This window comes from Vibrio sp. Vb1166 (assembly GCF_033338695.1).
In the GTDB taxonomy this organism is placed as follows: Bacteria; Pseudomonadota; Gammaproteobacteria; order Enterobacterales; family Vibrionaceae; genus Vibrio; species Vibrio alginolyticus.
Map to the genome: position 1 here is coordinate 92,154 of NZ_JAWOTE010000005.1, position 18,231 is coordinate 110,384.

Annotated in this window: 14 protein-coding genes; 8 read left to right on the forward strand and 6 right to left on the reverse strand. The window is 42.8% G+C overall.

Annotation, left to right across the window (positions count from 1 at the left end; all coding sequences use genetic code 11):
• Positions 1-2: 2 nt before the first annotated feature.
• The gene (locus tag R7E51_RS07800) at positions 3-1,829 is read left to right on the forward strand and encodes an AAA family ATPase (RefSeq protein ID WP_206958115.1); all 1,827 of its coding nucleotides are present in this window, start codon (positions 3-5) and stop codon (positions 1,827-1,829) included.
• 523 nt (positions 1,830-2,352) lie between these two features.
• A complete protein-coding gene (locus R7E51_RS07805; RefSeq protein ID WP_206958117.1) occupies positions 2,353-3,375 on the forward strand; it encodes a phage integrase in 1,023 nt (340 codons plus the stop codon).
• Positions 3,376-3,621: 246 nt separating this feature from the next.
• On the opposite strand, the gene R7E51_RS07810 is transcribed toward R7E51_RS07805, so the two are convergent.
• Positions 3,622-3,957 carry a Grx4 family monothiol glutaredoxin gene (locus tag R7E51_RS07810; RefSeq protein ID WP_017635833.1) on the reverse strand — a complete coding sequence of 112 codons (336 nt, stop codon included), beginning with the start codon at positions 3,955-3,957 and terminating at the stop codon, positions 3,622-3,624.
• 285 nt (positions 3,958-4,242) lie between these two features.
• Here R7E51_RS07810 and sodB point away from each other — a divergent pair, with 285 nt between their 5' ends.
• From sodB to R7E51_RS07825, 3 genes are all read left to right on the forward strand, one after another.
• On the forward strand, positions 4,243-4,827 hold the full coding sequence (gene sodB, locus R7E51_RS07815) for a superoxide dismutase [Fe] (protein WP_005396533.1): 585 nt from the start codon (positions 4,243-4,245) through the stop codon (positions 4,825-4,827).
• Between the two features lie 154 nt (positions 4,828-4,981).
• Positions 4,982-5,485 carry a VC2046/SO_2500 family protein gene (locus R7E51_RS07820; RefSeq protein WP_033907342.1) on the forward strand — a complete coding sequence of 168 codons (504 nt, stop codon included), beginning with the start codon at positions 4,982-4,984 and terminating at the stop codon, positions 5,483-5,485.
• 134 nt (positions 5,486-5,619) lie between these two features.
• On the forward strand, positions 5,620-6,363 hold the full coding sequence (locus R7E51_RS07825; protein WP_005380732.1) for an SDR family oxidoreductase: 744 nt from the start codon (positions 5,620-5,622) through the stop codon (positions 6,361-6,363).
• Positions 6,364-6,507: 144 nt separating this feature from the next.
• Here the strand turns inward: R7E51_RS07825 and adhE are convergent, their stop codons facing one another.
• Positions 6,508-9,210 (reverse strand): bifunctional acetaldehyde-CoA/alcohol dehydrogenase, encoded by a 2,703-nt coding sequence (adhE, locus tag R7E51_RS07830; protein WP_005380731.1) that lies wholly within the window; start codon positions 9,208-9,210, stop codon positions 6,508-6,510.
• A 650-nt stretch (positions 9,211-9,860) separates the two neighbouring features.
• Here adhE and R7E51_RS07835 point away from each other — a divergent pair.
• Positions 9,861-10,499 (forward strand): YchE family NAAT transporter, encoded by a 639-nt coding sequence (locus R7E51_RS07835; RefSeq protein WP_005380729.1) that lies wholly within the window; start codon positions 9,861-9,863, stop codon positions 10,497-10,499.
• 35 nt (positions 10,500-10,534) lie between these two features.
• Entirely contained in the window at positions 10,535-11,398 is an 864-nt protein-coding gene (locus R7E51_RS07840; protein ID WP_005380728.1) for an ion transporter, read from the forward strand.
• A gap of 56 nt (positions 11,399-11,454) precedes the next feature.
• Here R7E51_RS07840 and asd read toward each other — a convergent pair whose 3' ends face one another.
• Positions 11,455-12,570 (reverse strand): aspartate-semialdehyde dehydrogenase, encoded by a 1,116-nt coding sequence (gene asd, locus R7E51_RS07845; protein WP_206958119.1) that lies wholly within the window; start codon positions 12,568-12,570, stop codon positions 11,455-11,457.
• A 431-nt stretch (positions 12,571-13,001) separates the two neighbouring features.
• On the opposite strand from asd, the gene nhaC reads away from it, so the two are divergent.
• Positions 13,002-14,435: a Na+/H+ antiporter NhaC gene (gene nhaC, locus R7E51_RS07850; RefSeq protein WP_206958121.1), complete on the forward strand. Its 1,434-nt coding sequence runs from the start codon at positions 13,002-13,004 to the stop codon at positions 14,433-14,435.
• A 90-nt stretch (positions 14,436-14,525) separates the two neighbouring features.
• Here nhaC and R7E51_RS07855 read toward each other — a convergent pair whose 3' ends face one another.
• The 3 genes from R7E51_RS07855 to yejK form a co-directional block, all read right to left on the reverse strand.
• Positions 14,526-15,689 (reverse strand): chemotaxis protein, encoded by a 1,164-nt coding sequence (locus R7E51_RS07855; protein ID WP_104975507.1) that lies wholly within the window; start codon positions 15,687-15,689, stop codon positions 14,526-14,528.
• Between the two features lie 104 nt (positions 15,690-15,793).
• The gene (locus R7E51_RS07860; RefSeq protein WP_081008332.1) at positions 15,794-17,122 is read right to left on the reverse strand and encodes an Hpt domain-containing protein; all 1,329 of its coding nucleotides are present in this window, start codon (positions 17,120-17,122) and stop codon (positions 15,794-15,796) included.
• A gap of 82 nt (positions 17,123-17,204) precedes the next feature.
• Entirely contained in the window at positions 17,205-18,203 is a 999-nt protein-coding gene (gene yejK, locus R7E51_RS07865; protein WP_005380723.1) for a nucleoid-associated protein YejK, read from the reverse strand.
• Positions 18,204-18,231 lie beyond the last annotated feature (28 nt).

The window sequence follows — 18,231 nt, forward strand, 5'->3', positions numbered from 1 at the left end:
AGATGAAACTAACAAATCATATTAATAAAATTGCGTTTACTGAGAGCAATCGAGATCCCATGACTTGGGATCTTACATCTGTAAAGCAAATTAATTTTTTTATTGGTCCCAATAACTCGGGAAAAAGCCGAAAAGTACGACAGTTCTTTTTGTTGAAAAAAGATAAAATAATTTTTGATACTGACTTATTTTCAGTTCAGCAATGCCTAGACCATTGGAAAAGTGCCTTTACACCTGATCAAAAGACAAGCATCATCCATCATACTAGAAGACATCTCATTGATTTTATTTCTGCTATCGAATCCATAATTGAAAGCAATCGTCCTATCGGTATATATCAACTTAATCAAGCGATTCTTGAGAACGTATATGGCTCTAATCATAATAGAGTTAACTCAATAGAAAATCATTTAATAGAACCAGTCAAAAGGTCAAATAAATCGGGGCATGTGGTTTTAGATAAAATTAATCAAATAAGAAATTGGCACTCGGTTTATATTCCAACTCTAAGAAGCCTTCGCAATATTCATGATACTGACGCATTTCATCAGAGAACAACTACTGATTACTTTTCTAACTTGCCTTTAAAAGAAATGATTTTTACAGGCCATACTCTATATGATGATGTCAAAGCTCACCTACTAGGCTCACACGAGGAGAGAGAGAAGGTCCGTAAATATGAGAAATACCTTTCTAAAAATTTCTTCTTTGGCCAAGATATAGCATTAGTCCCAAGGATAGATACCGATGTTGTTTACTTTAAAGAAGGCGACAAAGAGGAGCGCCCTATCTATGATTTGGGTGATGGTATTCAGTCTATCATAATGCTAACTTACCCCATCTTTATGGCGACTAAACCTACGATGTTTTTTATCGAAGAGCCCGAGCTTTACTTGCATGCGGGATTGCAGAGAACTCTTGTCGAGACCTATGCGAATCATAAAGAACATATGTTCTACATTACGACACATTCAAATCATTTTTTAGATATCGCACAAGAGCGTGACGACGTCTCAATTCAAAAAGTACGCCAGAATGAAGATGGTGAAACGGAGGTTACTCCCGCTGCAGAGTTTGAAGAACTCCTTACTGAGCTGGGTGTTCGCGCATCATCTGTTCTCCTGGCAAACTGCTCTATCTGGGTGGAAGGAATAACCGACAAGTTGTATCTCCGTACCTATCTCAACAAGTATATAGAAGAACTGCGGGAAAAAGGCTACGAACAAAAAGCTAATCAACTTTCTAGTTATCACGAAAACTTGCATTTTGTGTTTACAGAGTATCAGGGCAGTAACATTACACACTGGTACTTTGGTGAATCAAATTCAGGTGAACACATCAACAGCACACCAGCAAGAAAGCTTAACCACAAAATATTGCTCATCGCCGATGCTGACATAGATGGTAAAGGTGACCGTGTAGAAATGTTAAAACAGGATCTGGGTGACTCATTTATCCTTCTAGACTGGAAAGAAATCGAAAACTATATACCTCAAGAGATAATCATAAAAACAGCCGAAGCTCGTTGGAACACTTTTAATGGAATTGGCGAAAGTACAAACTCTTTTCAGAATATACCCAAGAACCGCTTTGAAAAAAAAGACGAAGGCATTGGAACCATTCTTGAACGGTTTGTACAAAAGAAGTCGCTTCAGGATCCTGAGCGAAAATTATATTCAGAAAAATCCGGAACTATAAAAGACAAAGTAAAGTTCTGTCATACCGCCATCGAGATTATGAACTCTGACGATACAGACTGGAAGTTAACCCCAAAGCTAACCAAATTATGTGAGCGAATTTGGGCTCATGTCATTGACAGCAATAAGTAGCGTTTTCGTGTATTAAAAAGCCCCTTACAAAGGGGCTTATTTATCCAAACGGAGTGATACTTCAACCTACGAACTTCTTACGATAAGCGTCACCAAATCTTGTCCACCACGCTGTGATTTCGGTAAGAAGCACAACCATCAAAGTATCTTCAGTTAAGCTTCACAGCATGCTTGGTCCCGCCATTCAATCCATCATAATGCGTCATAAACGTTGCCTTCCAAGCTATCACTAAATCCAGATAACCAATTAATAACTAAATGGATCATCCTTATCAGTTTATTGGCACTAGATTAGTACCATCGTAGGATTAAGGGTGTATATAAAGTCGGCCATAAATTTCCTCCCCAATATGCAACCCAACATCAAGACGTTAGATTAGCCCAGACTATTTTGCTTGTAAACTTTTCTGTTACCAACTTTAAATGGATCTTCTTCGTGCTTGTTCGTTCACTATCAACTTAAACATTGCAAAATCTGCAACATAAAAATACTGTATATAAAAACAGATACATTTGCATTCTAATGACTATACGAAACCTTAAAGACGGCAGTAAAAAACCTTGGCTTTGTGAGTGCTATCCACAAGGTCGAGCTGGTAAACGTGTCCGTAAGCGCTTCACAACCAAAGGCGAAGCTACCGCTTTTGAGTTGCATCTAATGAAAGAGGTAGATGACAAACCATGGTTAGGGAGTAAACCCGATCACCGTCGATTATCTACCTTGGTGGAACTTTGGTACATGCTCCACGGAAAGAACCTAAAATCTGGCGAGCATACTCGTCTACGCTTAGAGAATATGGTTGAAGACTTAAGCGACCCGCTCGCTGCTCAACTAAATTCGAAACATCTCGCGACTTACCGAGCAACCCGCATGAACAAGGGGCGTGGCCAAGAACACAAAGATCTCTCTATTGCATCCAACAATGTAGACTTTGGGTTGCTAAAAGCGATGTTCAACAAGTTAATAAAGCTTGGAGAGTGGAAGCAACCTAATCCGGTTGATGGGATTGAGGCGATCAAAAAGCCGGAATCTGAACTGGCGTTTCTGACCGAACAAGAGATGCATCAGCTATTTGAAGTAGCTCAACAAAGCCCGATTGGTGATGAGCTGACGAAGATATATAAAGTTTGCTTGGCGACTGGTGCGCGTATCAGGGAAGCAATTTATTTGAAGGGATCTAACCTGACGAAATACCGCATTACCTACAATAACACCAAAGGCAAACGGAACAGAACGGTACCAATTTCTGAAGAGTTGTATAACCAAATTTATAAACCAACCAATGACCGCCTTTTTACTTGCGGTTACGGCGTAGCATACAAGTGGTTAACTAAAGCCCTTCCCCATTTACCTGCAGGACAAGCAACTCACGTTTTACGTCATACCTTCGCGAGTCACTTCATGACGAATGGCGGTAACATTCTTGTACTGAAGGAAATCCTAGGCCATCAGCATATCGACCACACGATGATTTACGCCCACTTTTCACCAAACCATTTAAGTGATGCGGTGAGATTTAATCCGCTTACAGCTCTCAATATCTAACCGCCACTAATGGCGACAAAATGGCGACAAAGGTCAGCTTTTATCGTTATTTATAGGTCACAGTCAGATTGATGAATTACTTATACTCTATGTATAGCAAGGGATAGCAAGGGATAGCAACGATTAAGAAGGTTAGGCAAGGTGGCGACACATAATAAAGCTTTATGTTCATTCCACTAACCTAAAAAGAAAAAGGAGCCAGTACGGCTCCTTCGTATTCTATCGCTAAATGTGAGTATTTACGAATTACTCAGCTTGATCTTCAGCGCGCGCTGCTGCTTCTTTGATTAGAGGCTGCAGTTCACCTTTTTGGAACATTTCTAGAATAATGTCACAACCGCCGATAAGCTCGCCTTCAACCCATAGTTGAGGGAAAGTTGGCCATTGCGCGTACTTTGGTAACTCAGCACGGATATCTGGGTTTTGCAGAATGTCTACGTAAGCGAACTTCTCACCACATGCCATTAGTGCCTGTGACGCTTGAGAAGAGAAACCACAGCTAGGTAGTTTCGGTGATCCTTTCATGTACAGCAGGATTGAGTTTTCAGAGATCTGCTGTTTGATTTTGTCGATAGTTTCCATCGCTTCCTCATTCATGGGTTTGAACTTTATTTATTTGCCACATTCTACTCAATAACGACAGAATAAAAACCATATAATTAATAAGGCTTAATTTTAGGTTGCTCATTGGCGAGCAATGCAGCACTTCACCACTGCTAACCTCTTAAAATATTTTCATATCGGGGTTTTAATAAAGTAAAAACTTGCTAAAATACTTAGCAAGTCAGCCTTAAAGGCGACATAGCTATAAAAAAACACTGGAAGCAATCGAAAGGTCATCCTTTCAAATCAATGGAGAATCGAGTAATGGCATTTGAACTACCAGCTCTTCCTTACGCGAAAGACGCACTAGAACCACACATCTCAGCAGAGACTCTAGACTACCACCACGGTAAGCACCACAACACTTACGTTGTTAAGCTTAACGGTCTTATCCCTGGTACTGAGTTCGAAGGCAAAACTCTAGAAGAGATCATCAAGACTTCTACTGGTGGCGTATTCAACAACGCAGCGCAAATCTGGAACCACACGTTCTACTGGCACTGTCTTGCTCCAAATGCGGGCGGCGAGCCAACTGGCGCAGTTGCAGACGCAATCAACGCAGCATTCGGTTCTTTTGAAGAATTCAAAGCGAAGTTTACTGATTCAGCAATCAACAACTTCGGTTCTTCATGGACTTGGCTGGTTAAGAAAGCTGATGGCTCTCTAGAGATCGTTAACACTTCTAACGCTGCTACTCCTCTAACAGAAGAAGGTACAACACCACTTCTAACTGTTGACCTATGGGAACACGCGTACTACATCGATTACCGCAACGTACGTCCTGATTACATGAACGGCTTCTGGGCTCTAGTAAACTGGGACTTCGTAGCTGAGAACCTAGCGAAGTAATATACTTCCCCCTAAGTTCAATTTAGTCTTATTCAAAAGCTCGCTATTTAGCGGGCTTTTTTGTTTCGCCTTCCCTAGCACCTTTAAATAATTCCCTCTTTTACTAAAGTTCTTCTTATCCACGCCGTTAAAAGAGCATCGAGCGAGGAACATCATGCAAATTCATACGTTAGACAAAGCTGCAATTATCAACGAACTTCAGTTCGGTAATGGTATTAACCATGCCGTACACGAAGGTCGTCGTGCGGATTTCTCGCTGATTCTGTCTATGTTCTCTAATGATGTTCGCGATGTGGTCCCAGTTGAAGAGGTCCAGGAAGTCATCACCAGTGACAGTATTCTTCGCCAACAATTGGGTTTATCGCAACCTCAAGCTCTTCGTTCTGATAGCAGCAGCTATGAACTCGCAGCTGAACAAGCGAAACAGTTTCACGATGCAGGATTGCCTTCCGCAAAGCTGAGCCATTACCTAAAACCAGATGCGCTGACTTACCTGCCTGAAGACACATTCAACCTACCAGAGGAGGTTTATCACAACCTATCTGGTCATGAGCGACGCAGATTGGGCGAACGCAACAAACAACTGATCCCAGATGCTGGGCTATATAATCAGCTAGTGACGGCTCAACGTCAGCATCAAATTCAAGCTAAAGCATAGAGATCCGCTTTTTATCCAATAGCTTGCAATACCTACACGTCAGAAATGTGACATCTTACAAATTACCGCACAATAGTCCTCACTCGAAAGCGTTAGTTTGAAGCCTTTCACACTGAGCCCAACGAATTTCAACCATGCTATTAGCACAAACCACTGGTGTATTGTTTTTCACATATGGATACAGTGAAGGTGCTATGGATATCAAAGAATCAATTATTCTCGTCACGTCTGCAGGTTCGGTTATAGGAAGAACCTGTGCAAATCACTTTGCTCACCTTGGAGCAACGTTGATTCTTTGTGACCAAAATTCTAGCGCTTTGAGAGCGAGCTATGAGCAAATCAGCGCTTTCACTGACAAAGTGTATGCTATGAATGTGTGTAGTGATAACACAACGTCCATTAACTTATTGTTTGACCAGATAGAATCACAGCTACGTGCGACACCAGATGTGATTGTTAATTGCTGGACCAGCTCTCCTATGCCTGGTTTAATGGCGCCAGAACCAATGAGTACTTACATTGATCACTTGTCGTCTGCGGCACGCTTCCTTTATACCTACGGCCAAGTAGGAGCAGAGCGCTTTCGAGCCAGAAACAAGAAAGGCGTCATTGTTAACGTCATTTCTCATGACAACCATGAAGACTTTACGGGAGTTGAAAGCATGGCGGCGTTGGTGTCAGGTTTTACTCACAGCTGGGCAAAAGAACTCACACCATTCAACATTCGAGTGGGCGGCGTTATTCCCTCGGTAAATCACACAAAAGAAGAGCTCAACGAGAGGCACTGGGCTGAGATCCAAGACGAACTAGTCCGCAACACAGCATACATCGTCGCGAATGAATACTTCAGTGGCCGAGTAGTTGCGACCGAAGTGTAAGCATACACAGCAACTCTGTTTTCCCAAGCCAGATGTAACTCCTGCACCAAAATAAAAAAAAGCCCCAGTCATTTGACTGGGGCTTTAACCTTTTCCCGATTAAGGTTCCGTGCTAGCGAAAACCTTGCTCACTCGATTTTTTAATTACGCGTCAGCTTTTTCTTTCTTTGCTTTAGGTGCTGCTTTTGCTGCTTCTTGGTCTGCTTTCTTCTTGATAACAGTTGTACCTTCGAAAGTTTCGCCTTCAACAAATGCTTTACCGTAGTAAGAAGCCATCAACACATCTTTAAGTTCGCTGATTAGAGGGTAACGTGGGTTCGCACCAGTACATTGGTCATCGAACGCTTCTACCGCTAGCTCATCCAGTTTCGCTACGAAATCTGATTCAGCAACACCTGCCGCTTGGATAGACATTGGGATGTCTAGGTTAACTTTTAGTTCATCCAACCATGCTAGTAGACGTTCAATCTTCTGAGCAGTGCGGTCACCTTCTTGGCTTAGGCCTAGGTGGTCAGCAACTTCAGCGTAACGACGACGTGCTTGTGGACGGTCGTATTGAGAGAACGCAGTTTGTTTAGTTGGATTGTCGTTCGCGTTGTAACGTACCACGTTAGAGATAAGTAGTGCGTTAGCTAGGCCGTGTGGCAAGTGGAACTCAGCACCCAGTTTGTGAGCCATTGAGTGACAAACACCTAGGAATGCGTTCGCAAATGCAACACCAGCGATAGTAGCTGCGTTGTGTACTTTCTCACGAGCGATTGGGTCATTTGCACCGTTCGCATAGCTTGATGGTAGGTACTCTTTTAGCATCTTAAGTGCTTGAAGAGCTTGGCCATCTGAGTATTCGTTAGCAAGAACAGAAACGTAAGCTTCTAGAGCGTGAGTTACTGCATCGTAACCACCAAATGCTGTTAGAGACTTAGGCATGTTCATTACTAGGTTCGCATCAACGATTGCCATGTTTGGCGTGATTTCGTAGTCAGCTAGTGGGTATTTAGCACCAGTCTTGTCGTCAGTAACAACCGCGAATGGAGTAACTTCTGAACCAGTACCTGAAGTTGTAGTGATACATACAAGCTCAGCTTTTTTACCCATTTTAGGGAACTTGTAGATACGTTTACGGATGTCCATAAAGCGCATTGCTAGTTCTTCAAAGTGAGTTTCTGGGTGCTCGTACATTACCCACATGATTTTCGCTGCATCCATTGGTGAACCACCGCCTAGCGCTAGGATAACGTCAGGTTGGTAGCTAGCCATTTGAGCCGCACCTTTTTCTACTACAGACAGTGTTGGGTCAGCTTCAACATCGAAGAATGTTTGAACTTCCATGCCTTGAGCTTTTAGTAGGCTTACTACGTCATCTGCGTAACCGTTGTTGAATAGGAAACGGTCAGTTACTAGGAATGCACGTTTCTTACCTTCTAGATCGCCCAGTGCGATTGGAAGGCTACCACGACGGAAGTAGATTGACTTAGGTAGTTTATGCCACAACATGTTTTCAGCTCGCTTCGCTACAGTTTTCTTGTTGATTAGGTGTTTAGGACCTACGTTCTCAGAGATAGAGTTACCACCCCAAGAACCACAACCTAGCGTTAGAGATGGCGCAACGTTGAAGTTGTACAAGTCACCGATACCGCCGTGAGTAGTCGGGATGTTGATTAGGATACGAGCTGTCTTCATCTTGTCACCGAAGTAACGGATACGATCAGCGTTAGTATCTTGGTTAGTGTAAAGACCAGATGTGTGGCCGATACCACCAATCTCAACCATAGTTACCGCTTGAGCAACCGCGTCTTCGAAGTTGTCAGCACGGAATAGACCTAGAGTTGGAGATAGTTTCTCGTGAGCGAATGCGTCATCGTGAGATACTTTGCCCAGACCTTCACCAACAAGAACTTTAGTGTCTGCTGGAACTTTAACGCCTGCCATTTCAGCGATTGCTGCTGCTGGCTGACCTACGATTTTCGCGTTTAGCGCGCCATCGATAAGAAGCACTTTACGAACTTTATCAGCTTCTGCTTTGCTTAGGACATAAGCTTTGTGAGAAGCAAAACGCTCTTTCACTTCGTCGTATACTTCATCAACTACGATTGCAGCTTGCTCAGAAGCACATACTACACCGTTGTCGAAAGTCTTAGACATAAGGATAGAAGCAACAGCACGTTTGATGTCTGCTGTTTCATCGATAACAACCGGAACGTTACCTGCACCTACACCGATTGCTGGCTTACCAGAAGAGTAAGCGGCTTTAACCATGCCAGGACCACCAGTTGCAAGGATAAGCGCGATGTCATCGTGTTTCATTAGAGCGTTTGAAAGCTCAACAGAAGGCTGGTCGATCCAACCGATGATGTCTTTTGGTGCGCCTGCTGCTACTGCTGCATCTAGAACGAGTTTAGCTGCATCGTTAGTTGAGTTTTTCGCACGTGGGTGTGGTGAGAAGATGATACCGTTACGAGTCTTCAAAGAGATTAGAGATTTGAAGATCGCTGTAGAAGTTGGGTTAGTCGTTGGTACGATACCGCAGATGATGCCTACAGGCTCAGCGATAGTCATAGTACCTAGGTTGTCATCCTCTTCTAAGATGCCACACGTTTGTTCGTCTTTGTATTTGTTGTAGATAAACTCAGAAGCGAAGTGGTTCTTGATTACTTTATCTTCAACAATACCCATACCAGATTCTTCTACCGCTTGTTGAGCTAGCGGGATACGGGCCTGGTTAGCTGCAAGCGATGCTGCACGAAAGATTTTATCTACTTGCTCTTGAGAGTAAGTAGCGAACTCTTCTTGCGCTTTCTTAACGCGAGCAACCATTGCATCTAGTTCAGCCATATTAGTTACAGGCATAGGGAATCTCCTAAAATTAACAAATATTAAAAACTTTTTACTAAGGCTATTACTTATCGTTTTTACTGTTTATCAGTCACTTAGAAAACAAACGTCTTAGTAAATTGCTTTCAGGACTGAGTATAATATTTCAGAGTGTGAAAAAAATTGACTTGGATCAGTTCTCACCACCTAAATACTACCAAAGTGGTGCCTCATCACACCAAAATGACATAATTCACTGATAAACAAATAAATTAACTTTCATTTTTTATTGAGTAAAAAAGAAGCAAATGGACAAATAAATAAAAGAAACTACAACAACCTGTAAAAAAGTTTCATTTTTGACCAACAAAATTACATGTAGGCCCAATTCTTTGTGCTACTGAGAGTATATCGAACCGAATACATCTCTCTACAAACCACCTTGGTTTTTATCAAAAATGTGCGAATGTTAACGTTTATGTAAAACAGTGCAATTTATCAGCAACTTTATAGGTAACATTTCCTTTCCAGATTAGATACAGTTTATTAAAGAATTAGTTTTTCTCACTTAAATGGCAGGGAATGCGTTAGTTTTTTTCATTTCTTACAACCTAACTTTTGCCTTACATTACGCCCAAATTACCCCTTCTCCTTTTCACTAATGTGAACTTTGATGAGTAAGCAACATGCAAACTTTTGAACTTGCTATCTTCTTGCAGTTTTTTCTCGGTTTGGTCGCCGCAGTAAACCCTGTTGGTATCATGCCTGTGTTTGTGTCACTAACCGGGCATATGACACCCGACGAAAAGCGCAATACGGCAACAACAGCAAATGTGGCTGTTGCGATCATCCTGATCATTTCGCTTTTTGCTGGTCAGTTACTGTTAGACATGTTCAGTATTTCTCTGGATTCGTTTCGTGTCGCTGGCGGGTTGCTATTACTTAGCATCGCATTCTCGATGATGAGCGGTAAACTGGGGGAAGATAAGCAGAACAAACAAGAGAAAACGGAATACGTCAGTCGTGAACAGATTGGTGTGGTCCCTCTTGCAATGCCTTTAATGGCAGGTCCTGGTGCAATCAGTTCGACTATTGTTTATGGTGCACGCTACCCAAGCATGTTCGATACCGTGGGCATTAGTATTACGATTGGTTTGTTCTGCCTTTGTTCATGGCTATTATTCCGTTCTGCCCCATTGATCGTACGATTTCTAGGTCAAACTGGAATCAACGTCATTACTCGTATCATGGGTTTGATATTGGGCGCGCTTGGCATAGAGTTCATTGCGAATGGCTTACGCAACTTATTTCCAGGATTAGCCTGAGTTTCTATAAAATTGTATGATAGAGCGATTCAACAATGGATCGCTTTGTCATGACGACTGACTCTCTTAAACATACTCTATATGTCACCATTTTTGGTACTCATACCAAAGCTGGTAAAACGTTCGATATTGCTCTCATTATCGCGATCATCAGTTCGTTAATCGTACTGGTGTTAGATTCGATACCCTCCGTTCGGGCCGAGTGGGAAAAAGAGCTGAAGTTTATTGAATACACATTTACTGGCCTATTCACGATTGAATACCTTCTAAGGCTTTATTGCTCCCCCAAACCTGCCGCCTACGCAAAGAGTTTTTATGGTGTCGTCGATTTACTTGCGATTTTGCCCACTTATTTAGCACTCTTCTTCCCATCCGCTTCGTTTATGGGTGTGATCAGGGCGCTGCGAGTGATGCGAATATTCCGCATACTCAAGTTAGTCCGATACCTCCAAGAGTCCAATATCCTCTTACGTTCACTGCTTATGGCGCGCAGAAAGATTTTTATCTTCTTTAGTTCCGTCGCCATTATGGTAACGATTTTCGGCTCGTTGATTTTTATCATTGAAGGACCTGAAAACGGATTTACTAGCATTCCTAAGAGTATTTATTGGGCGATCGTGACCATCACAACGGTTGGGTATGGTGACTTGGTCCCTCAAACAGACCTAGGTAAAGGGCTTGCATCACTCACCATGTTACTGGGTTATTCCATTTTGGCGGTACCTACAGGTATTTTCACTGCCGAACTGCACCAAGAGATGCAATCGCACAAAGTATTGGTGAAATGCCCAAACTGCTCCCACGCAGGGCACGACTCTGACGCAATTTACTGTAAACATTGTGGTAGTGAACTAGCCGATCCAGACAAAAGAGTCGTTCGAACGGAAGACGACGCATGAAAAAAGAGCTCCCTAAGGAGCTCTTTTATTTTGTCATCAAATAAAGGATGATGTGATTATGCTTTCTCAGACAGAATAATTCTCAGAGTACGACGCAATGGCTCCGCAGCACCCCAAAGCAGTTGGTCACCAACAGTGAAAGCATTTAGGAAATCATCACCCATTGCCATCTTACGTAGACGACCCACTGGTACAGACATTGTGCCCGTAACTTTTGCCGGCGTTAGCTCTTGAGCAGTGATGTCACGGTCGTTAGGAATCACTTTCACCCAATCGTTATGAGTGGCGATGATTTCTTCGATTTCGTCCATTGGTACATTTTGTTTAAGCTTGATAGTAAGTGCTTGAGAGTGACAACGCATCGCGCCAATACGCACACAAGTACCGTCAATTGGAACAGGTGAACTTTGAGAACCCAAAATTTTATTCGCCTCAGCGCCCGCTTTCCACTCTTCTTTACTCTGACCATTATCGCGCTTCACATCGATCCATGGGATCAACGAACCAGCTAGTGGCACACCGAATTTATCGGTAGGGAAAGAGCCGCTGCGCATTGTATCCGCAACTTTCTTATCAATATCTAGGATAGAGCTTGATGGGTTTGCAAGTTCAGAGCTAACTGAGTCATTGATAACGCCCATTTGCGAGATCAATTCACGCATATTTTGCGCACCAGCACCAGATGCGGCTTGGTAAGTCATTGCGCTTGTCCACTCAACAAGGCCTTTCTCAAATAGACCACCTAGACCCATTAGCATTAAACTAACCGTACAGTTACCACCGACAAATGTGTTCGTGCCACCTTGGATGCCTTGTTGGATTTGCTTTAAGTTCACTGGATCAAGTGTGATGATCGAATCTTCAGCCATACGTAGCGTGGAGGCCGCGTCAATCCAGTAGCCTTTCCAACCAGCCTGACGAAGTGCAGGGAAAACTTTTTCTGTGTAGCTACCACCTTGACAGGTGATTACCGCATCAAGCTGTTTTAAGCTTTCAATATCATACGCGTCTTGCAGTAAGCCTGCGTCTTTTCCTAAGTTAGGAGCAGGAATACCAACTTGAGAAGTACTGTAGAATACTGGTTCGATTAGGTCGAAGTCTTTCTCTTCAACCATACGCTGCATAAGGACTGAACCAACCATACCGCGCCAACCAACTAAACCAACTCTCATCGTATTAACTCTCCATGTATTAAAAAACCTACCCCATAGTTAATTTTTCACAGCAAAATCTCAACCCCTATTTTGTAAATAAGCGCGTTTTTTAACCTTTTCCTCTGAAAAACCGGGTTACACGAGATTTTTTAGTGTTTGGTTTGCGGTTTTAACCATTTTTCAAGTAGGGAAAGCACTTTAGCCCCCTAATTGGTCTTACCACTCAATGAGAAAATAACACATGAAGCACAATAATTTCACATTACACAACATTTAAAACCAAAAAAGTTAAAACAAACTAACAGTTAATTTCACAAGCAAACGTTTTTACCGACGAACATCAAGATAAAACACCAAATGTTCGAAATATAATTTTTGTTAATGTATGTTATGCGCGATTACAACAAGGAGCGCCTTCCTCTATTGCTCCAAGATTGACAGAGGCACATATGAAGCAAGTCACACCACGCCTACCAAGCTTGATACAGGTATTTATCTCGCTCGGTTTATTTCTCCTGCTGGCATTTTCGTTCACAGCCAAGCTAGACCTACCGATTCAGCTAGCGCTATACATCGGTTGGTTCATTGTCATGATATTGGGCATAAAGCTTGGCCATCAGTATAAAGATCTGGAAAAAGCAGCACTAAATGGCATTTCCAATGGACTTGGAGCCGTTTTAATCCTTTTGGCCGTTGGCGCGCTTGTAGGTACTTGGATCTCTGGTGGTATTGTTCCAACCATTATTTACTACGGCCTTAAAGCAATCCACCCTTCCATCTTTTTGCTCGCGACCATGATCATCTGTTCATTGACTGCGCTAGCGACTGGCACATCTTGGGGTGCGGCTGGCACGGCAGGTATTGCAATGATGGGCATCGGTCAAGGTCTTGGTGTTCCTGCGCCAATCACTGCAGGTGCCGTACTTTCAGGCTGTTACTTTGGTGACAAAATGTCGCCTCTATCGGATTCAGTAATCCTTGCTTCATCTATGTCTAACGTTGAAGTGATGGAACATATTAAAGGCATGTTGCCGATAGCACTCATTAGCTACATTATTACAGGCATTATGTTTACTGCATTTGGCTTCCACTACGCAGGTCAAGTTGACATGAGCCAGGTAGACTCTGTCATTAAGGCGATGGAACAGCAGTTCTACATCACCCCTTACTCATTTGTTCCTGTGGTCATCGTATTGTCACTTCTAGCGATGCGTATGCCTTCATTCCCAGTGATCAGTTTTGGTTCTCTGCTAGGTATTATTTGGGCAGTGATGATCCAAGATGTCGATTTCCTAACCGCGTTCAACACGGCTTGGGCTCCGTTTGCAATCTCATCTGGCGTAGATTTCATTGACTCAATCCTTAACCGTGGCGGCATGTCTTCAATGCTTGGGTCGGTAGCGGTTATCGTATTCGGCCTTGGTTTTGGCGGTCTACTAGATAAAGTAGGCGTGCTAGAGACTATCGCGAAGCTGTTTGAAAAACGCGTTCAAAGTGCAGGTTCATTGGCAACAAGCACAATTGGTACGGCCTTTATGGGCAACATATTTGGTTCAGCGATGTACGTTTCACTTATTCTGACCCCAAAAATCTGTGCGAAGAACTATGACCGTCTAGGCTACAAACGTAAGAATTTGTCTCGTAACGCAGAATTTGGCGGCACGCTAACCTCAGGTATGGTCCCTTGGAGTGACAACGGTATCTACATGGCCAGTATTTTGGGTGTTGCTACACTGTCTTATGCCCCGTTCATGTGGCTGAGTTTTGTATGTATCATCGTAACGATCTTCACTTCTTACATGGGTTGGTTTGTTGATAAGTGCGAACCAACAGCAGAAGCAGTTGAAGAAGCTGAAGGCGAATTAAAGCAGCAAACCGCTTAACTTCGCAGAGATAGGAAGAACCTCCCTTCCGAATTCAATACTAAAAAAGAGCGCTTTAAAGCGCTCTTTTTTTATTTCCAAAACAAATCGTTAGCTTTGTTTTACTGGCGTTTTTACGGCTGCACGCTTCCCAAACCAATAGCCCAAGCCAAGCGGTGCAAAGAATATAACGGCAATGAACAGAATAAAGTAGATGATGGTACTTTTGACAAGTTCAATCAGCTTAGTCATGGCGAGATTCACAACCTCTTGCGACACTCGATCCATATCTTGAGCAAACTTCTCGCGCTCATGGGTAATGATCTGTGCGATTTCTTGACGTTCTCTGGCAACCATCAGCTCTATAGCTTGGCGTTCTTCACCCAACTGAGATAAACGCGCCTCCGTCCTTTGATCGATATCGTCAACCAAAGGTTGTAACTCCAGCGCCATTTGTTCTGCCAAATAACGCATGTACTCTGGGTTGTTATCGATAAAATCCCTCATCGAATCAGCGGTAACTTGCAAACTATTGAGCGCCGCATTGACTTTTTCGATACTGGCAGAGCTATTCAAGGCCAACAACTGCGCTTTCCACGTCATAATTTTTGGTGTCTGTTCTGATACCAGACTTAGACGATCAGAGACATCCCCAAGTGCTTCTGGCATCGTGCCTAGCGTTGTAACGGCTTCCTCTTCGCTAATTTGGTTTGCATCTAACCACCCACGGTAAGCCGGAGTCCTAATCATGCTTAAATCAGCGAATGGATGCTGCTTGGCGAACTCTGCAACAAACGTTTGTGTCTTGATGTATGCTTCTTTCTTCAATAAAGATTGAGCCAGTTTATCTACCTCTTTCGCTAAATAAACGGAAACTAACTTGGCCTCACCGGACGCAAAGAGCTCATTACCAGAAGCGGTAGTAAAGAACTGTTCCATTTGTAGCGTGAAAGTCCATGTATCAATCAGTGCAGCCATTGGGGACACTTGATACGCAGAAGCTTGGATGCCCTCTTCAGCATTTATCTTCCAAAGTAAAATATAAGATTGATGAACTTTATCATGAGGATCATATTGTTCGTGTAGTGCATCTGCTGCTTGCTCAACCTGAGCAAAAAACTGCTGCGCATACTCACGAGTCAAAAGACGCATATTGAGCTCTTGTTTGGTAAGAGGGACGGTTTGACTCTCGATCTTGACTTCGAGCAGGGAGCACCCTGAAAGCATCATAACCAGCCCTATCAACATCATTGAAGACATTCGGCGAACGGACATGAAAACACCTTTAACAAATTGTATAGAACAGGAATAAAGCGAACTAAGTCATATAGTTCGAGCCTTTATTACCTCAACTCTTATGACATTAAGTCAGAGCAATATCAATCTGTTAGCGCTTCTGTTATCTTTTCACTATTGAGAACATTATTAGCAAAAAGTATGGTTTGTTTTAGGACATCATCTAAACATGCCAACTTCTCTTCCGGCACTTTTTGCCCTTGTTTAATCAACAGTTCAATATCACCCGAAATACAGTGCAATGGCATTGCACCTAAACTCCCTGAGACCCCTTTAAGACTGTGTGCGGCTCTTTGCGCTTGCTCTTTATCCTCTTCTAACAGCTGATACATTTTAGTGCCATCGCCAGAGTGATCCTGAATAAAGACCTCCAGTAACATCCGCACAGCGCCCTCGTCACCAGACAGAGAATCTAACATTTTATTGATATCTATGTACGGCTCACGTTCCACTACTTCCACTTGTGATGAATTCACCTCATTACAACTTTCTTCGTTCATTTGGACGTTTTGAAAATTTTCTGACTGAGCTGAGGGAACAGCGTTAGCTCCATTTTTATCATCGCCAACTTGCTCTGACTTTTTATCATCGGTTCTGGGTAGTGGTATCGGTTGAATCGTTTTTGGGGAGAAGGCTCCCCATGAAATGAGGAAAAGGAGCAAACCACTGATTACAGACAACCAAACAATAAAAGTCATTAGCTTCTGTTCCAACTGATCATTTATCGAAGTTAACTGGTTCGGGAAATCTGGATTAAGCAGGTGATTGGATAAATAACTGCCCTGTGCCTGAGCAGATAGTGCGCTTGAGGTTTGAGCAAGCTGGCGCTGAAGAGCGCTTCGCTCTTCGGGAGAGAGCGTCTCTGATTCAATAAAAAGTCGGTCTAAGTCACGGTAAGTATCGCTATTCGTTGCAGAGTCACTAAAGACAGACTCAAAAACAAGCGCACCTAAGCGATAGTACATTGCCTGAATTTGCTCAGAGTTTTCTGTTCGAGCACGGCTGCTTCGTAACTGTTCTGCTAACGAAACCAATTCACTGTCACTTCTCACAAAAGCTCGAGCACTTTCTAAAAATCGGTCGGTCGTATAAAGCAATTGAGTGATATCTGGTGTGATTTTCCCTTCAGAAAACTCACTTTCAAGCTGTAAGCGAACTGCATAAGCCAACTGAAGTTTCAGTGAAATTTGGTCGACGTGTTTAACACGGTAAGGCAGATCGAAGTTAAAAAAGTGCCTGACTTCTTCAACTTTACTTCCTAACTCATTTACAGTCGAAATCGTTTGAATCGTTTGTTTGGCTTGCAGCCAAATGCCAAGTGCTAAAACACACCACAAAACGAACCAGAACCAAACAAACCGCCGTATTCCTTCTTTTAGCTTCAGCAACACTTGCCCCTCGCATATCTCCATTAATTACAAGCATATACTATGGATGTTTCTTATTCACATAAAAAAAGAGAGCCGTTTGCTCTCTTTATTTAACGATATGATTTTAGTTGCGACTTAACTGATCTTTTAGATTTGGAGGCGTCCCTTTAATCGTTAAGGTATCCGTCTCTGGATCATAAAAAATACGCTCGCCAAGTAAGAGACTATCGAAGCTAATATTCAAACCACCACCAGCTCCAACAAATTTAGTCAGTTTGCGAACCGTCGCACGATCACCTGGGAAAGACTCTTCAAGTTCGTACCCTTGCTCTTTGGTGAAATCCATAAAGCTCGTGCCATCTTGGCTTTGAGGAAGCTCTCCGGAAAGCTCTGAGATTTGAACTTCATCACCGGATTTAATTTGCTCATTGCAGTAGTCGTAAACTTGTTTCTTGTACTCGTTCACTTCTTGCTTTTCTAGCTTCGAGTCAGCACAAAAATCATCCACCGCCTGCATCAACACTAAGTTTTGTTGTTTAGTATCTAAGCCAATATCCGCTTGCAGAAAATCTAGGAAGAAGTCCGCCACTTTACGGCCAACGCGTCCTTTAATGTATTGCAGATAACGATTGGATTCCTTGTCGGTCTCGTAGCTCGACAGGTCGATGCGTGCGGCAATATCCATTTTGGTGATATCTAAGTAATCTGTCGCACTGATGTCCAAACCTTCGGTCACTTTTAAACTCTGATTCATTGGTAAGATACCGATGAACAAGTAGTCCGTTGCTAAACTCTGATACTCTGCGAAAACCAAGATACCTTCATCCGCAAATGGGTACTTAATCAACTCTTCTTTCAAGCGATTTGCACTAATTTGTGAGAAGTCGTAAAAATCTCGCTCTCCTTTGCGCATTTCTTGAAGCCAAAATTGAAATTCGCTGTCTGACTGGAAAGCGCCAAAACCTTTACCAGCTTTAGAATGGAATACTCGGTGAAGCTCAGCGACTAAGTTTTCTGTAGATGCATCGTTCTCTAATGATGCTGGACGAAAGTTTACAACCAGCTCGTCCTGATCGTTTTTGCACAGTTGATGCAGAATAACGTTTGAAAGATGAAGACTCATAGTGATTTTATCTTGCTACAAGGTTTTA